The sequence below is a fragment of the Hyalangium versicolor genome (assembly GCF_020103695.1).
Taxonomy (GTDB): Bacteria; Myxococcota; Myxococcia; order Myxococcales; family Myxococcaceae; genus Hyalangium; species Hyalangium versicolor.
On the sequence record NZ_JAHXBF010000046.1, the window covers coordinates 32,533 to 47,500 of the forward strand.

Below are 14,968 nucleotides of genomic sequence, written 5' to 3' on the forward strand. Positions count from 1 at the left end.
TTCGTGCTGGCCGGGGAGGACCCTACGGGTTAGATTGCTTCCGACCTACCTGATAGGTAGGGTAGCGGAGGCTTGGTACATGACGGATTACATGCCGCACCCGATTGCATTGGTCCCGGGAGAGAGAGTGGGGGACTGGATCATCCGCAGGAAGCTGGGGGCCGGAGCGTTCGGCGCCGTCTACCTGGTGGACTACGAGGGAGACCCCTTCGCCATCAAGTTCGCACTGCGCCGCATCCAGAGTGATGATCTGAACCAGACGGCGGCCCGGTTGAGGAAGGAGTTCGCCAGCCTCCTGCGGGTTCGCCACCCGAACGTCGTTCGCACCTATGGCTGTGGGCACTGGCCGCACCCGAAGACGGGCTACTCCTATGTCTTGATGGACTTCGTGGATGGGCTCACGCTCCATGAGTGGCGCCGGCGGTGCGTGCCCACGTTCCGGCAGATGTGCCAGCTCTTCTCCACGATCGCGCTGGCGCTGGATGCGCTCGACCGCGAGCACGTGCGGCATCGGGACGTGAAGGGCTCGAACATCCTGGTGCGCTTCAGCGATGGAGAGCCGGTGCTGGTGGACTTCGGGTCCGCGAACTACCCGCACGCGGCCCGGATCACCGAGGGGCCCCTGCCGCCCGCCACGCCTCACTGCCGCTCGCCCGAGTCAATCCGGTTCCACCGGACGCACTACCGCGATCCGAATGCGTACTACGACTACCAGCTCACGGATGACCTCTACTCGCTGGGCGTGACGCTGTACGAGATGCTGGCCGGCCGCGCTCCGTTCTCGCTGGATCTGCCCCGGGAGCTCCTCAACATCGAGATCGAAGAGCGGGTGCCTCCCTCTCCGTCCACCGTGGATGAGCGCATCTCCGCGAGCCTCAGCCGGCTCGCCCTGCGGCTGCTCGAGAAGAGGCCCCAGGATCGGCACCAGACGGGGCAGTCCCTGCACGACGAGTTTCAGTCCATCATGCGGACCGAAAGCGCTCTGATGGAAGAGAAGGTCCTGGTCCGGCCGGTGGACCTCATCTCCCCCGAGGAGCCGGACGAAGAGGCGTGAGCCCCGGAGCGAGGGGGCTCACTTGAAGGGAGTCACGGTGCCGCCTCGGTGCTCGGAGTTGCGCAGCACCAGGCCCTCCTTGAAGAGCCTCGCGGCCTTGGGGCCCACCAGGAAGTCCTTCGGGTCCCCCTTGCGGTAGGTCTTCTTCAGGTACTCCTCGATTTCGAGGAACAGACGCCGGAAACGGTCCGGAGCCGCATCCCTCCGGCCCGTTTGCGGGGTGACGTCCAGCTCCGCCCAGAGCATCCCGCTCAGCAGCTCGCCCTCCTCGTTCTTCTGGCAGCGCTCGAAGAAGATGACGGGCGAGCGCACCTCGTCGACGCGCCAGAAGCCCTTGTCCGGCCCTCGTTTGACCTTGTCCACGAGGGCCGGGCCGATCTCGCTCGCCACCAGGTAGAGATCCTCCTCGGGCAACTGGGGCACGCACTCCTCGCTGGCTCGGAACGTCTGCCAGTCCGGAGGTACTCGCCGGGGGTACACCTCCAGCACGAAGCGCTCGAGGAAGCGGAAGAAGGCGATCTCGTCGTCGGGCGCCATGAAGAACTTCTGGATGGTGGCCATGGCGCGGCAAGGTACCACTGCACGCGCCGCCCGGGATGGCTTAGAACCCAGGGATATGGACCGCACCTTCCCCTCGCTGCTCGCCCGGATGCAGGAGCTCAAGGACCTGCAGGGCGTCATCGGCCTGGCCACCTGGGACCAGGAGACGTATATGCCCGCGAAGGCCGATGAGGCGCGCGCCCATCAGCTCTCGACGCTCCAGGGCATCCACCACGAGCGCCTGGTGGACCCCCGCCTGGGAGAGGTGCTCGCCTGGGCGGCCGAGCAGCCGGAGCTGGGCGAGGACCCGCGCGCCATGGTGCGGGTGCTCACCCATGAGCGGGACCGGGCCGTGCGGGTGCCCCAGGCCCTGGTGAAGGCCCTGGCCGAGGCCCAGAGCCGCGCGTTGGTGGCGTGGCGTCAGGCTCGCAAGGAGAAGCGCTTTGCCTTGTTCCAGCCCGCGCTCGCCCGGATTCTCGAGTTGCGCCGGGAGCAGGCGGATGCCTACGGCCATGACGGCGAGCGCTACGACGCACTGCTGGAGGGCTATGAGCCTGGCATGCGCGTGGCCCGGCTCACCCCCGTGCTGACGGCGCTGCGCGACGCGCTCATCCCCATGGTGGCGGCCATCGCCGCGGCGCCTCGGAAGGTGCCGGAGCTGCTCGCGGGCCGCCGCTTCGAGGCAGAGGCGCAGTGGCGCTTCACCCTGAAGTTGCTGGAGGCCATGGGCTTCGATCTGGAAGCGGGCCGGCAGGACCGGAGCATCCACCCGTTCACCGGCGGTACGCACCCGCGGGACGTGCGCCTGACCACGCGCATCGACGAAGCCAACCCGCTCAACGCCCTCTTCAGCACCATCCACGAGGCCGGCCACGGGCTCTACGAGCAGGGCTTCTCGGAGCCGCACTACCGCACGCCGCTGGCCGCCGCGCCCTCCATGGGCCTGCACGAGTCCCAGTCTCGCCTCTGGGAGAACGTGGTGGGGCGCAGCCTCGCCTTCTGGGAGCACTTCCATCCCGCGCTGAAGGAGGCCTTCCCGCAGGCGCTCGCGGGAGTGGACGTGGGTGGGTTCCACGCCGCGGTGAACCGCGTCACCCCCTCATTCATCCGCACCGAGGCGGATGAGGTGACGTACAACCTGCACATCGTCCTGCGCTACGAGATGGAGCTGCTGCTCATCCATGACGAGCTGCCGCTGGAGGACGTGCCCGCGGCGTGGAACGAGCGCATGCAGCGCTACCTCGGGGTGACGCCGCCGGATGACGTCGAGGGCGTGCTCCAGGACATCCACTGGGCGTGGGGCGAGTTCGGCTACTTCCCTACGTACTCGCTGGGCAACCTGTACTCCGCCTCGCTCTACCGCGCCGCCGAGCGCGCCCTGCCGGACCTCACGGACCGCATCCGCCGGGGCGAATTGCTCCCGCTGACGGACTGGTTGCGCACCCACATCCACAGCCAGGGCTTCCGCCTGCCCGCCGAGGAGCTCATCCGTCAGGTGACGGGGCAAGGCCTCACGGACGTGGACTTCCTGCAGTACCTGCGCGGCAAGTACAGCGCGCTGTACGGCACCTCGCTCTGAGCCGTCAGCTTTTCCTCGGGGCGCTCAGGCCGCGAACAGCATCAGCCGGCAGGCCCGCGCCAGGAACAGCGCATCCCTCGCCAGGGCCGCGCTCGCCGAGTTCGTGTCCAGCCACGCCGCACGCGCCACCTGGCTGCCCAGCTCGAAGCAGATGCTCGCCGTGCGCCGTGCGAGCACGCTGTCCTTCTGCAGTGCCCGCGCATTCAGCTCACACAGCTCCGCACACTGCCGGAGCAGGCGCACCGTCTCGCTATCTGCCGCGTGGCCCTCGGACACCAGCCTGGCCATGCCCGCCTCGCAGGAGGCCTGGCACCGCAAGCTGGCAGTGATGCACTGAGTGATGTCCGACCTCGCCACGCCCGTTCTCGCACCCGTCATGCCGGCCACCTCCACAGCGGAACCAAAGCTATGCATGGCCCTGGGGCTCGCAACTGCTTCCGATCACGCACGCACTCGGCGCAGGGGGATCTGATCGCTGGTGGATGCTTCGCTCTGTACGCGCAGGCTCACACCGGAGCCCTGGGCCGATCTCCGAGGAAGTCTGGAAAAACCTAGGGGAACTGTGACAACAGCGTCACCAGCTCCGTTCCATAGAGGCGAACGCGCTTCTCGCCGAACCAGGGCACCAGGGCCAGTTCCTCCAGGTTGCGCGGGGGCTGGGAGGAGAGCGCATCCATGAGCGGGTTGGTGAGCACCACGGAGGGCGTCACCTTGCGCGCGGTGGCCTTCTCCGAGCGGAACGTCTTGAGCGCGTCCTCGCGCTTGCGCCGGTTGGGATCGCGGCTCCCGTCCTTTGCGTCCCGCTCGAGCTTCAGCTCCCCACGGCGGGACTGCTCGAGCAGCTCGCGGATCAGGGCCAGCGCCTCCTCGCCATGCTCGCGCACGAAGGCTCCGCGCACGCCCGCGGCCCGCGCCAGCTCCCGAGGGTTGGTGGGCAGCTTCACCGCGATGTCGCCGATGGCCATGTTGGAGAGCATCCGCCCCATGGGGACGTTGGCCTTCTCGGCCCACTCCAGGCGCTTGCGGTGCAGTGTGTGGGCGACAGCCGTGGCCAGCGTGAGCTGCGCCGGCGAGAGCCCCGAGCGCGGCAGCTTCGGCTTGAAGTCCGCACCCACGTCCGGACGGACCGCGGCCTCCTCGCACATGCGCGCGCAGTCCAGGAGCACCTCTTCGAGGATGTCCGCCTTGCTGCACTCCTCGCGCACCTGCCGGCCCAACTCGCAGAGGTAGCGCACGTCGTTGGCGATGTACTCGCGCATCCCCGGAGGGAGGGGCCGCAGGGAGAAGTCCGACTGCTGGTGCTCCTTGGGCAACTCCACGCCCAGCCGCTCCCGGGCGATGTCCGCCAGGCCCACCTTCGGCCAGCCCAGCAGCGTGGCCGCCCGGTGGGTGTCGAAGAGGCCCTGCACCCTCACGCCCGTCTCCGCCAGGTACTGCAGGTCCCCCTGCGCGGCGTGGAAGAACTTGGTGCGCTCCGGGTCAGCCATCAAGGGAGCGAGCAGGCCGGCATCCACCCCGGGGCAGAGCGTGTCGAAGAGGAAGACGTCCGCGTCGGTGCCGACCTGGAGGAAGCACAGCCGGGCTCGGAAGGCGTGCATGGCGTCCGCCTCCAGGTCCACGGCGAGCTCTCGTGTCCCCTCCAGCGCGCGAGCCGCAGCCTGGGCTCCCGGAGCGTCCACTACATCTACGGCACCTTGGGGAAAGGTCGGCATTGGGGCGGGCAGGCTAGCGGACCGGGAAGTGTACGTGTGACGTGTTTTTTCTCCGGCCGCCGGTAGGATGGGCACGCCATGAGTGACATCCAAAGGCTGGAAAAGAACCTGCTCGGTCACGTGGGGAGGGCCATTGCGGACTACGGCCTCATCCAGGAAGGCGACCGCATCATGGTCGGGGTGTCCGGTGGCAAGGACTCCTACACCCTCCTGTACCTGCTCCGAGAGCTGCAGCGGCGCGCGCCCGTGCGCTTCGAGTTACTCGCAGTGAATCTGGACCAGGGGCACCCCGGCTTCCCCGCGGACAAGCTGGAGTCCTACTTCCAGCGCGAGGGCTACGCCTACAAGATGCTGAAGGAGGACACCTACAGCATCGTGCTGGAGAAGACCCCGCCCGGGAAGACGCAGTGCACGGTGTGCAGCCGGCTGCGCCGGGGCATCCTCTATACGGCGGCGGTGGAGATGGGCTGCACGAAGATTGCCCTGGGGCACCACCGGGACGATCTCATCCACACGCTGCTCCTGAACCTCTTCTTCGCGGGCTCGCTCAAGGCGATGCCGCCGGTGCTCAAGAGCGATGACGGTCGCAACACCGTCATCCGCCCCCTGTGCTATGCGCCGGAGAAGGAGATCGCGAAGTTCGCCGAGCTGATGCAGTTCCCCATCATCCCGTGCGATTTGTGCGGCTCGCAGGAAAACCTGCAGCGCAAGCGGATGCAGAAGCTGGTGGAGGACCTGGGCAAGGACATTCCCAATGTGCGCCAGAGCATCCTCTCGGCCATGGGCAATGTGCGGCCCAGCCACCTGCTGGATCGAAACCTCTTCGATTTTCTGTCGCCGGATGCGAAGGAAGAGGCCGCGATGTCCAACCCGCAGCCCAAGGAAGGGAGCGCCAGCCCATGGCTCGAGAGCAGGCCCTGAACGCGCGCAAGCAGCGCAACGCCGCACTCGTGGAGGCCATGCTCCTGGCCGCCATGGCGGATGGCTCGGTGTCCCAGGTGGAGCTGCGCGCCCTGTTGCGCCGGGTCATCGAGCGCCCCGAGTTCGAGGGCACCAAGCCCGAGGAGCTCAACGCCCTGGTGCAGTCGGGCGCCGAGCGCATGTCCCAGGCGAAGGATCTGCAGGAGATCCTCAGCTCGCTGCGCACGCGGCTGCCGGACCACAAGAACCGGATGCTGGCCTTCGGGCTGGCGGCGGCGGTGGCCTTCGCGGACCAGCGCGCCACGCGCATGGAACTGGGCCTGCTCAAGACGATGCAGGCCGCCCTCGGTATCTCCGAGGACGAGGTGGCGCAGATCATCGACATCATCGAGCAGGGTGGCAGCCTGTCCGAGGCGTTGGGTGAGCCGCTGGAGCGGCTGTACGCCGAGGTGATGGTGCTGGTGAGCGCGGCGGACGGGAAGCTCAAGGAGGCGGAGGCGCGGGCGTTGGTGGAGAGCTTCGCGGCCGATCCGCTCTTCCACAACGTGAGCCCGGAGCGCGCTCAGGGCTTCGTGAGCGAGGCGGTGTCCGCGCTGGCCACCGAGGGGTTGCCGCAGCGGTTGCAGGTGCTGGCCCACGGGCTGGCCACGCACCCGCAGCGGGTGAAGGCCTACCGGCTGGCGACGAAGATCGCCCACGCGTCGGGCAAGGCCAGCGCCGCCGAGCAACGCATCCTGGATCTGTTGCAGGCGACGTTTGGACTGGCGGATGACGAGGTGTCGCGCCTCGATCAGGGAGCGGGGGCCTAGGCGGGCGTATGTCCGTGAACGTTCCGACTCCGATTCGCAACGCCTTCCGGTTCGTGCTGCCGCCTTCGCTCGGCAGCGAGAACGCCCGGGATCGCGCGGACAAGTTGCTCGCGTTCCTGCAGAACGCGCTCGGCAAGCAGGTGGAGGTGAGCGTGGCGCCCAGCTATGAGGCGCTCGCCAAGGATCTGCTGGCCGGGAAGGTGGACGCGGCGTGGGCGCCCCCGTTCGTGTGTGCGCGCACGGAGGCCATGGGGGTGAGGGTGCTGGTGCGGGGCGTGCGGCTGGGCATGTCGTCCTACCGGGCGGCGCTGGTGTGCCGTGCGGGCAAGCGGCTGTCGCTGGAGCGCCTGAAGGGCACCACGGCGGCGTGGGTGGACCGGGATGCGGTGGCCGGCTACCTGTTGCCGGTGGCGTACTTGAAGTCCCAGGGCATCGAGCCGTCGCGGACCTTCACCGCTCAGCACTTCACGAGCTCCTACCGAGGGGCGCTGGAGGAGGTGCTCTCGGGGGCGGCGGACGTGGCGGGAGTCTTCTGCCCGCCGGCCTCCACGGGCTTGAGCTTCAGCGCGGGCGTGGAGAAGGTGCTGGGGCCCAAGGCGGCGGATCAGTTCGAACTGCTCGCATACACCGAGGAGGCGCCCAACGATGGGGTGCCCGTGGCGATGAGCGTGTCGGCGGAGCTGGCCAGCACGCTGGAGTCGACGCTGCTGGGGCTGGGCGAGTCGGACGAGGGCAAGGACCTGCTGAAGAACGTCTTCAGCGCGGACCGCTTCGAGCCCGCGCCGCGCATGGGCTACCGCGCCCTCTACCGGGTGGCCCTGGCCAGCCTCTGAGGCCGGACGGGCGGCGCTACTTGTCGCCCTTGCCGGTCCGGGAGGTCTTCTTGGAGGTCTCCTTGTTGGAGGACTCGGCGCTCGTTTTGGGCGCTGGCGTTGCCTTGGGCGCCTTGGGGATGGGGTTGACCGTGGAGGGCTTGGAGGCCGGCGCATCCGCGTAGGGTGGCTTGTGCGCGGGCATCTGCGTCGTCGGCGCGGACTCGTCCAACAGGGGCGGGGGCGCCTTGCGGTTCGGCAGCCGCGGATCGTACGCGATGATCGTCGGCTCGTTGGAGAACTCCTCCTCCAGCTCCTCGGCGTAGATCTCCCGCATGAAGGCGGCCAGGTGCGCCGTGGTGCCCGGAAGCTGCTGCTTGAAGAGGAAGTCCTCGATGGCCAGCTGCATCTCGCCCGCGGTGGCGAAGCGCTCGTCCCGGTTCTTCGCCAGCGCTTTGAGCACCACCGCGTCCAGCGCCTTGGGGATGCCCTGCACGGCTTCGGACGGGGGCGTCACCTTGGTGCCCACCACGGCCTTCAGGGTGGCGATCTCCGTCTCGCGCTTGAAGAGGCGGGTGTTGGTGAGCAGCTCGTAGAACACCGTGCCCAGGCCGAACACGTCCGAGCGGTGGTCCAGCGGCTCGCCCTTGGCCTGCTCCGGAGACATGTACGCGTGCTTGCCCTTGATCTGGCCCGCCGTCGTCTGGCTGAACTTGTTGATGGCCTTGGCCACCCCGAAGTCGATGAGCTTCACCGCGCCGTTGAAGCCCACCAGCACGTTCTGCGGAGACACGTCCCGGTGGATCAGCGCCAGCTTGCGCCCCGAGGGGCTGCGCGCATGGTGCGCTGCGTCGAGCCCCGCGGCCGCATCCGAGATGACGCGGCACTTGAGGGCCAGCGGCATGGCTCCCTTGCGCTGGGTGGCCCGCTTGTTCACCTCGGCGATGGCCTCGCCATGCACGTACTCCATGGCGATGTAGTAGATGCCGTCGACCTCTCCCAGGTCGTAGATCTGCGCGATGTTCGGGTGGTTGAGGAGCGCGGCGATGCGCGCCTCGTCCAGGAACATCTGGATGAACTCGTCGTCCTCGGACAGGTGGGGCAACAGCCGCTTCACCACGAGCAGCTTCTGGAAGCCGACGGGCCCCTTCTGCCGGGCCAGATACACCTGCCCCATCCCGCCTGCCGCGAGCTTGCGCAGTAGCTCATAGCGCCCGAAGGTCTCCACGTACCGGGAACGATAGCCGTGTGGGGGCGGTGATCGGAAGTCCGTCTCGCGGGTTTTACAGCCCTGGGGGCTACTCCTGGGGGAGCAAGGTGGGTCTGGCTGGGGTCCACGGCGGGTTCCTGGACTCCGGGCCGTGGATTCGCTGCATCATTCGCCGGGTTGCTGGCTCTCTCTCGCCGTGGGTCGCCGGGTCCAGCCCACCGTTGCCAACCCAAAGGAGAGAACCATGACTTCCATGAAGAAGCTCCTGCTGACCTGGATGTGTCTCCAGTTGCCGGCGTTGGCGCATGCCGCCGGCCCCTCTTCCGCGAAGTCCGAGCGCTCCAAGGCCGCGAGCGTGGCCCCCGCCGTTCCGGTGGCCGATCGCTACGCGCGCCGGTGCCAGTCCCAGGGCTCCTACCGCACCAACAAGCCTCAAGGGACGATGCTGTGGGGCACCAAGCGGGACTGGAACACCGAGAAGCCGACCGATGAGAACCGCAGCGTGCTCGTCTCCGCCGACTTCGAGCCCCTGCGACAGGCGGACGCCGGGGTGAAGGCCCTGAAGCTCGAGGGGAGCCGGCTGGTGACCCAGGCCTCCGCCACCCAGGGCATCGTCGGCACCGTGCTCCAGGGCACGGACAGCGACGGCAAGCCCGTGGAGATCGCCCTCTGCGGCGCCGAGCCCTCCACCGAGGATCCCGAGGTGACGTGGTACCGCATCGAGGCCTGGAACGCGGTGGCCCAGGAGTGGGAGAACCCCTGCGTTGCCCTGGACCGCGTGCCGGATCCCCGGGCGCTCGCGGTAGCAGGCGTCTGGGACGCGAGCGGTGCGCACAAGGCCTCGGCTGGCAAGTTCACCTTTGCGTGCGAGAACGGCGCCATCACCAAGTGCATCCGCTGGGGCTACAAGCCCTGGGCGAGCCGTGACGGCCAGTCGCTGGCCGACCTGCACCAGGCGTGTACGCGCATGGCCCGCGCGGACTACTGCGGCAACGGGCGCAGCCACACGCACCAGGACACCATCATCGACATCTACGACAGGCTCGGAGTGCTCACGCGGACGACGGAGACTTCGTCGGAGTGGGATCCCCGGCGGGCCGCGTTCGAGGCGGCGTGGGCGCCGGATGGAGCCCTCTGCCTGGCGAAGACCCGGGACGGGCGGGCCATGTCGACCATCCTCCAGGAGTGCCCCGACCGGTTCCGCACCGGCGCGGCGCTCGAGCTGGGCGAGGGGGACCGCTGCACGGTTCAGCGTGCGGGCGCGGCTCCGGGCAAGCCGATGCTGCGCAACATGTCGTACAAGACGCCGTGAGGCGTGGCCGTGGTCAGCGAGGCCCGGTGGTACGGGGCCTCGCGTCGTCCTCTCCCAGGAGCTGGCTGATGCTCAGCTCGAGCTGGCTGTCGAGGACGGCGAGGAAGCTCTTGAAGTCGCGGGTGGTGAGGCCCAGCCGGGACTGCAGGCGGCGTCGGGTCTCCTCGTAGACGGTTTGCCGAGCACTCTTCAACCAGCGGGAGATCGTCCCTTGATTGACGCGGTAGAGCGTGGCCAGCTCGTAGGTCGAGAGCTGGTCGACGAAGTAGAGGCGGAGCAGATGGCGCTCGTCGTCCGACAGCCCGCTGAAGGCCTCGCGCACGGCTGCCTTGAAGTCGGCGTGGTAGCGCCGCTTGATGAGGTCCAGCTCCGCGTCGAGCCCCGGTGCGGGCAGGGCCTTGAAGATCGTCTCCGCCTCCCGGTCGGGCGCGGGCTTCTCGGCCATGCGCTGCCGGGTGGCGATGCGCACGGCGGTTATTCGCACCCAGCCCATCAACGAGCCTCGGCCCGAGTACTCGGCCAGCTTGGGTTTCTCCGGAGGAGCGGCGACCAGGAGCTTCTCGCGCGCCAGCTGGCACACGTCGTCGATCATCGCCGCGGGCTGTCCCGGGCTCTTGAGCAGCTTGGGCAGCTTCGCGAGGTATTGCCGCTCGAAGGCAGCAATGGCCGTGGGGACACCCCGCAGACACGCGCACGCCAGGTAGAGCTCCTCCGTGGACACCTGCTCGAGGAGCGACTCGACGGAGACGGGAGGGTTCGTGTCGGACAGGCGCTCAGCGAGGTGCGCGACGAACACCGTGGGAGGGAGCTCCACTCCAGGCCATTGGGTGCGGGAGCCCTCCCAGGCGCTGGCCAGCAGGGGCTCGAGCGCGGCGGGATCGGGCTGTGGAACGAAGCGCACCTTCGCGTGCGCGAGAAACGTCGCCGCCAGCCCGGACACCTGTTCCATTGCCGATGCAGTACCACGCGTTTTGCCAGACCCGCAATGTGTGCCATTGAATGGCACCCGGCCGGTCGCTAGCCTGAGGTCATTCCCTCCATGAGTCTGTCGAAGGTGAACGACGACGGGGCATCCGCGGCCGATTGTCTGACGGACGAGGTCCTGCTGGACATCGTCGATGGCCGGTTGCCGGACGGTGAACTCGCCCTGGTGCACCGCCATGCCGCCGGGTGCGAGGCCTGCCGGAGCCTCATCGTTTCCATCACTCGCGGTGGATTGGGCTCGGACGAGGCGGAGCTGGAGGAGACCGCCCCCGCTGCCGTCGAGCAGGGTTCACATGGGGTGGACTGGACTCCTCCCGATGCGTTCGACGAGTTCCGCATCGAGCGTCTGCTCGGGCGTGGCGGCATGGGCGTGGTCTACCTGGCGCACGACACCCGGTTGGATCGACGCGTGGCGATCAAGTTCATCGCCGCGAGTCACCCGGAACCCTGGGTTCGCGAGTATTTCGAGACTGAGGCCCGTGCGTTGGCTCGGTTGCAGCACCCGAATGTCGTCAATGTGTTTCGTGTCGGCGAGGTGAATGGCCATCCGTTCATCGTCTCCGAGTACGTGGTGGGGGAGAGTCTGGCGGAGCTCCCCCTGCCGGTGGAGTGGCGGCGGGTATTGAAGGTGGGCGTCGGGCTGGCTCGGGGGCTCGCGGCGGCGCATCGCCATGGCGTGCTCCACCGGGACCTCAAGCCTTCCAACGTGCTGCTCACCGAGGAAGGGCAGGTGAAGCTGCTCGACTTCGGGTTGGCTGAGCGCTTCGAGCCTGGAGAGGACACTTCATCGGTCGCGTCCCAACTCATGGTGGGGACGTTGCCGTATATGGCGCCCGAGCTCCTGGGGCGCGCTCCGGCCACTCCGCGCAGCGATATCTATGCCCTGGGCCTCATCCTCCACGAGCTGTGTACCGGCGAGATGCCCCGCCGTACGACCGGCCGGCCCGAGGAGGCTCCTTCTCCACCGCTCGCGCCCGGGCCAGGGGCGGATCCGGACTTTGCCGCCGTCATCGCGCAATGCCTGTCGCGCGATCCGCTCGATCGGTTCGCCTCGGCCGAGGCCCTCTGTGAGGTGCTCGAGCACCTGGAGCGGGTGAGCGAGCCTGCTCCATTGGTGGCGGGCAATCCGTACCGCGGGCTCGCACCCTTCGAGGCCGAGCATCGGGATGTCTTCTTCGGACGCGACGCCGACATCCGCGCGGTGATCGAGCGGTTGCGCTACCGCCCCCTGGTCCTGGTGGCCGGGGATTCTGGGGTCGGCAAGTCTTCTCTGTGCCGTGCTGGGGTGCTGCCACGTGTGGCCGCGGGCGCCCTGGATGACGGCCGCGGGCGGACGACGATCACCCTCTGGCCCGGAGCCCGTCCGCTGGAGGCCCTGGCTGCCGCGCTCGCGCCGGTGCTCGGGCGGAAGGAGGCGGAGCTCGTCACCGAGCTCGAGGGGCCGTCGGCGTGGCTTGGCAGGGCGCTGCGTGATGTGCACAACGACGGGCGGAGCCTGCTCCTCTTCGTCGACCAGTTGGAAGAGCTGATCACCCTCTCGGATGCCACCCAGGCCGCGCACTTCACCCGTGTCCTCGGAGAGCTCGCCCTGCCGGCGGCCGGGGTGCGTGTGCTGCTGGCGGTGCGCGGTGATTTCCTGACGCGCCTTTGCGCCCTGCCAGGGCTGGGCGAGGAGGCCGAGCGGGCGCTCTACATCCTTCGTCCCATGTCACCAGAGGGCGAGCGCGAGGCCATCGTCGGTCCCGCGCGCAGCCGCGGTGTGGTCTTCGAGTCCCACCGGCTCATCCAGACGCTCGTCGCATCCACGGCGAACGGCGCGGGGAGCCTGCCCCTCTTGCAGTTCGCGCTCGCGGAGCTGTGGGAGCGGCGCAGCGCGGCGCAGGAGCTCATCACCGAGGCCGCGCTTGAAGCGATGGGCGGCGTGGCCGGAGCGCTGTCACGGCATGCGGACGGCGTGCTGATGCGTCTGAAGCCCGCCGAGCGCGAGGCGGCACGGCGCCTCTTGATTCGGCTCGTGACAGCGGAGGGCACGCGCGTCGAGCGCGGCGAGGAGGAGCTGCTCGAGGCCTCGAATGAGGCTTCTCGCGCCGCACTCCGCGCGCTGGTGGAGGGCCGGCTGCTGCACACCCGCACCGTGGGAGGCCAGCCTCGCTGCGAGGTTGCCCACGACTCACTCATCCAGAGCTGGGACACGCTGCGGAGCTGGCTTGACGCCGACATCGGCCATCGCGCGGTGCGCAAGCGGCTCGAGGCAGCGAGCGCGGAGTGGGAGCGCATGCTCCGCGCCAAGGAGGCGCTCTGGAGGCAGCGCCAGCTCGACGAGGCGCGGCTGCTCGACACTTCCACGCTCGGGCCGAGCGAGCGCGCCTTCCTCCAGGCCTCCCGGCGTGCCGTGGCGCGGGAGCGGTGGGGCCGGTCGCTCGTCGTGCTCGGGATCGTGCTCGCAGGAGGTGTCTCCTATGGTGGGGTCCGCCTGCAGGCGAGCCTCGCGGAGACGCGCCACACCGCCGCCCAGATCGAGGAGGCTCAGGCCGCGCTCTCGGAGGGGCGGTCCCTCTCGGAGCGAGCCAGTTCGCGGCGGGAGGAGGCGCTGGCGGTGTTCGATGGCCGTCCTTCTCCCTCCGTGGATCCGGAGATCCTGGCGGGGCCTCGTGCCTTCGGGCAGACCACCCGGCGGCAGTGGGCGGAGGCGCTCGCCCTGCGCGATCAGGCTGACACGGCCTACGTCCATGCGAGCCAGATCCTCGAGAAGGCGCTGGATCGGGATCGCACCCACGCGGGCCTGCGCCGGCTGCTCGCGGAGGTCACCTACGAGCGGGTGTTGCTCGCCGAGCGGTTCCACCAACAGAGCGAGCGAGCCGAGCGGATGCTGCGCCTGAAGCAGATGGTGGAGACCTCGAAGGAGGGGGCCATGTGGCGCGAGCGGCTCGAGGCTCGCGCCGAGCTCGAACTGGTGACGGAGCCTCCTGGCGCGCATGTCGAGATCGAGCGTTACACCCCAGCGCAAGGGGCGCTGCGGCGAGAGCCTGTTCCGGAGGCCAGCGCCCTGGGTCCCACGCCCCTGGCCCGCGTGCTGCTGCCGGAGGGCTCCTACCTCCTCCACTTCACCCACCCTGGGCGAGCGCCGGTGGACGTGCCGGTGCTGCTCACCCATGGTGCCCATGAGCGGGTCCACCTCGTGATGCCGACGTCGGTGCCCGAGGGCTTCGTCTACGTCCCCCCAGGCTGCTTCCTGCTGGGGAGCGCGGAGCCGGAGGTGATGCGGATCAACCTGCTCAGCCCGCCGCTCCACCGGTTCTGTCTCAGCGAGGGCTACCTCATCGGGCGGACGGAGGTAACCATGGGCGACTGGCTGGACTACCTGAACGATCTGCCTCCGGACGCGCCCGCGAGGCGCATCCTCGAGCAGCCGCACTTCGGTCCGTCCGGCGCGGTCACGCTGCGTTGGGAGCGGGGCGCGGGCTGGGTCTTCACGCTCTACCGCTCGGAGGACATCGTCATCACGGCGAGAGAGGGAGAGCCCTTCCAGTATCCGGCACGCCCCCAGCGAGGCACGGCCGACTGGCGCAAGTTCCCCCTGGTGGGCATCTCCGCTGTGGACCTGGGCGGGTACTTCTACTGGCTCGACCGGACGAAGCGCCTGCCGGGGGCACGCCTGTGTACCCAGCACGAGTGGGAGTACGCCGCGAGGGGCGCGGACGGCCGCCGCTACCCCCATGGCGACGAGCTCGGGCCGGATGATGCCAACATCGACACGACGTATGACAGGCAGCCCACGGACTTCGGGCCGGACATGGTCGGCTCGCACCCGGCCTCGGTGAGCCCGTTCGGGTTGGTGGACATGTCGGGGAACGCCTACGAGCTTGCCAGGTCCGTGACACCGGAGCTTGGGCGCGTCGTCTACCGGGGAGGAGCCTGGTACTACGACTCCCTGGCTGCGTATATCGTGAACATCTCGGCCGGGGATCCGACGCAGCGAGACGCCGCGATTGGCGTGCGAGTCTGCGCCTCCTTCTCTCCCCGGTAATACCGGAG

Annotated in this window: 12 protein-coding genes; 7 read left to right on the top strand and 5 right to left on the bottom strand. The window is 68.8% G+C overall.

Annotated elements, in window-relative coordinates; genetic code table 11:
- Window positions 1–79 precede the first annotated feature (79 nt).
- Window positions 80–1,054 carry a serine/threonine protein kinase gene (locus KY501_RS49845; protein WP_224372604.1) on the top strand — a complete coding sequence of 325 codons (975 nt, stop codon included), beginning with the start codon at window positions 80–82 and terminating at the stop codon, window positions 1,052–1,054.
- Between the two features lie 18 nt (window positions 1,055–1,072).
- Here the strand turns inward: KY501_RS49845 and KY501_RS49850 are convergent, their stop codons facing one another.
- Window positions 1,073–1,615: a hypothetical protein gene (locus KY501_RS49850; RefSeq protein ID WP_224372605.1), complete on the bottom strand. Its 543-nt coding sequence runs from the start codon at window positions 1,613–1,615 to the stop codon at window positions 1,073–1,075.
- A gap of 55 nt (window positions 1,616–1,670) precedes the next feature.
- Between KY501_RS49850 and KY501_RS49855 the strand changes: the two genes are divergently transcribed.
- Complete coding sequence (locus tag KY501_RS49855; RefSeq protein ID WP_224372606.1) at window positions 1,671–3,173, top strand: carboxypeptidase M32; 1,503 nt, start codon at window positions 1,671–1,673, stop codon at window positions 3,171–3,173.
- Window positions 3,174–3,197: 24 nt separating this feature from the next.
- Here KY501_RS49855 and KY501_RS49860 read toward each other — a convergent pair whose 3' ends face one another.
- Both KY501_RS49860 and KY501_RS49865 read right to left on the bottom strand, forming a co-directional pair.
- Window positions 3,198–3,551 carry a four-helix bundle copper-binding protein gene (locus KY501_RS49860; protein ID WP_224372607.1) on the bottom strand — a complete coding sequence of 118 codons (354 nt, stop codon included), beginning with the start codon at window positions 3,549–3,551 and terminating at the stop codon, window positions 3,198–3,200.
- Between the two features lie 173 nt (window positions 3,552–3,724).
- Entirely contained in the window at window positions 3,725–4,885 is a 1,161-nt protein-coding gene (locus KY501_RS49865; RefSeq protein ID WP_224372608.1) for a ribonuclease D, read from the bottom strand.
- A 78-nt stretch (window positions 4,886–4,963) separates the two neighbouring features.
- Between KY501_RS49865 and ttcA the strand changes: the two genes are divergently transcribed.
- From ttcA to KY501_RS49880, 3 genes are read left to right on the top strand one after another with little or no spacing between them, the layout of a single operon-like run.
- Window positions 4,964–5,806 (top strand): tRNA 2-thiocytidine(32) synthetase TtcA, encoded by an 843-nt coding sequence (gene ttcA / locus KY501_RS49870; RefSeq protein WP_224372609.1) that lies wholly within the window; start codon window positions 4,964–4,966, stop codon window positions 5,804–5,806.
- Window positions 5,785–6,615, top strand: a complete 831-nt coding sequence (locus tag KY501_RS49875) for a tellurite resistance TerB family protein (protein WP_224372610.1) — start codon at window positions 5,785–5,787, stop codon at window positions 6,613–6,615. The genes ttcA and KY501_RS49875 overlap by 22 nt, the downstream gene beginning before the upstream one ends.
- An 8-nt stretch (window positions 6,616–6,623) precedes the next feature.
- The gene (locus KY501_RS49880) at window positions 6,624–7,448 is read left to right on the top strand and encodes a phosphate/phosphite/phosphonate ABC transporter substrate-binding protein (protein WP_224372611.1); all 825 of its coding nucleotides are present in this window, start codon (window positions 6,624–6,626) and stop codon (window positions 7,446–7,448) included.
- 16 nt (window positions 7,449–7,464) lie between these two features.
- Here the strand turns inward: KY501_RS49880 and KY501_RS49885 are convergent, their stop codons facing one another.
- Window positions 7,465–8,655, bottom strand: coding sequence for a serine/threonine protein kinase (locus KY501_RS49885; RefSeq protein ID WP_224372612.1), 1,191 nt, complete (start codon window positions 8,653–8,655; stop codon window positions 7,465–7,467).
- A 226-nt stretch (window positions 8,656–8,881) separates the two neighbouring features.
- Here KY501_RS49885 and KY501_RS49890 point away from each other — a divergent pair, with 226 nt between their 5' ends.
- Window positions 8,882–9,949 (top strand): ADYC domain-containing protein, encoded by a 1,068-nt coding sequence (locus KY501_RS49890; protein WP_224372613.1) that lies wholly within the window; start codon window positions 8,882–8,884, stop codon window positions 9,947–9,949.
- 13 nt (window positions 9,950–9,962) lie between these two features.
- Here KY501_RS49890 and KY501_RS49895 read toward each other — a convergent pair whose 3' ends face one another.
- The gene (locus KY501_RS49895; RefSeq protein WP_224372614.1) at window positions 9,963–10,898 is read right to left on the bottom strand and encodes a sigma-70 family RNA polymerase sigma factor; all 936 of its coding nucleotides are present in this window, start codon (window positions 10,896–10,898) and stop codon (window positions 9,963–9,965) included.
- A 90-nt stretch (window positions 10,899–10,988) separates the two neighbouring features.
- Here KY501_RS49895 and KY501_RS49900 point away from each other — a divergent pair, with 90 nt between their 5' ends.
- Window positions 10,989–14,960: a bifunctional serine/threonine-protein kinase/formylglycine-generating enzyme family protein gene (locus tag KY501_RS49900; protein WP_224372615.1), complete on the top strand. Its 3,972-nt coding sequence runs from the start codon at window positions 10,989–10,991 to the stop codon at window positions 14,958–14,960.
- The last annotated feature ends 8 nt before the right edge of the window (window positions 14,961–14,968 follow it).

Excerpts from the sequence above, each read along its gene's own strand:
- KY501_RS49865 (WP_224372608.1), bottom strand. The coding sequence starts at position 4,885 with ATGCCGACCTTTCCCCAAGGTGCCGTAGATGTAGTGGACGCTCCGGGA.
- KY501_RS49855 (WP_224372606.1), top strand. The coding sequence starts at position 1,671 with ATGGACCGCACCTTCCCCTCGCTGCTCGCCCGGATGCAGGAGCTCAAG.
- KY501_RS49850 (WP_224372605.1), bottom strand. The coding sequence starts at position 1,615 with ATGGCCACCATCCAGAAGTTCTTCATGGCGCCCGACGACGAGATCGCC.
- KY501_RS49880 (WP_224372611.1), top strand. The coding sequence starts at position 6,624 with ATGTCCGTGAACGTTCCGACTCCGATTCGCAACGCCTTCCGGTTCGTG.
- KY501_RS49860 (WP_224372607.1), bottom strand. The coding sequence starts at position 3,551 with ATGACGGGTGCGAGAACGGGCGTGGCGAGGTCGGACATCACTCAGTGC.
- KY501_RS49900 (WP_224372615.1), top strand. The coding sequence starts at position 10,989 with ATGAGTCTGTCGAAGGTGAACGACGACGGGGCATCCGCGGCCGATTGT.
- ttcA (WP_224372609.1), top strand. The coding sequence starts at position 4,964 with ATGAGTGACATCCAAAGGCTGGAAAAGAACCTGCTCGGTCACGTGGGG.
- KY501_RS49875 (WP_224372610.1), top strand. The coding sequence starts at position 5,785 with ATGGCTCGAGAGCAGGCCCTGAACGCGCGCAAGCAGCGCAACGCCGCA.
- KY501_RS49895 (WP_224372614.1), bottom strand. The coding sequence starts at position 10,898 with ATGGAACAGGTGTCCGGGCTGGCGGCGACGTTTCTCGCGCACGCGAAG.
- KY501_RS49845 (WP_224372604.1), top strand. The coding sequence starts at position 80 with ATGACGGATTACATGCCGCACCCGATTGCATTGGTCCCGGGAGAGAGA.
- KY501_RS49890 (WP_224372613.1), top strand. The coding sequence starts at position 8,882 with ATGACTTCCATGAAGAAGCTCCTGCTGACCTGGATGTGTCTCCAGTTG.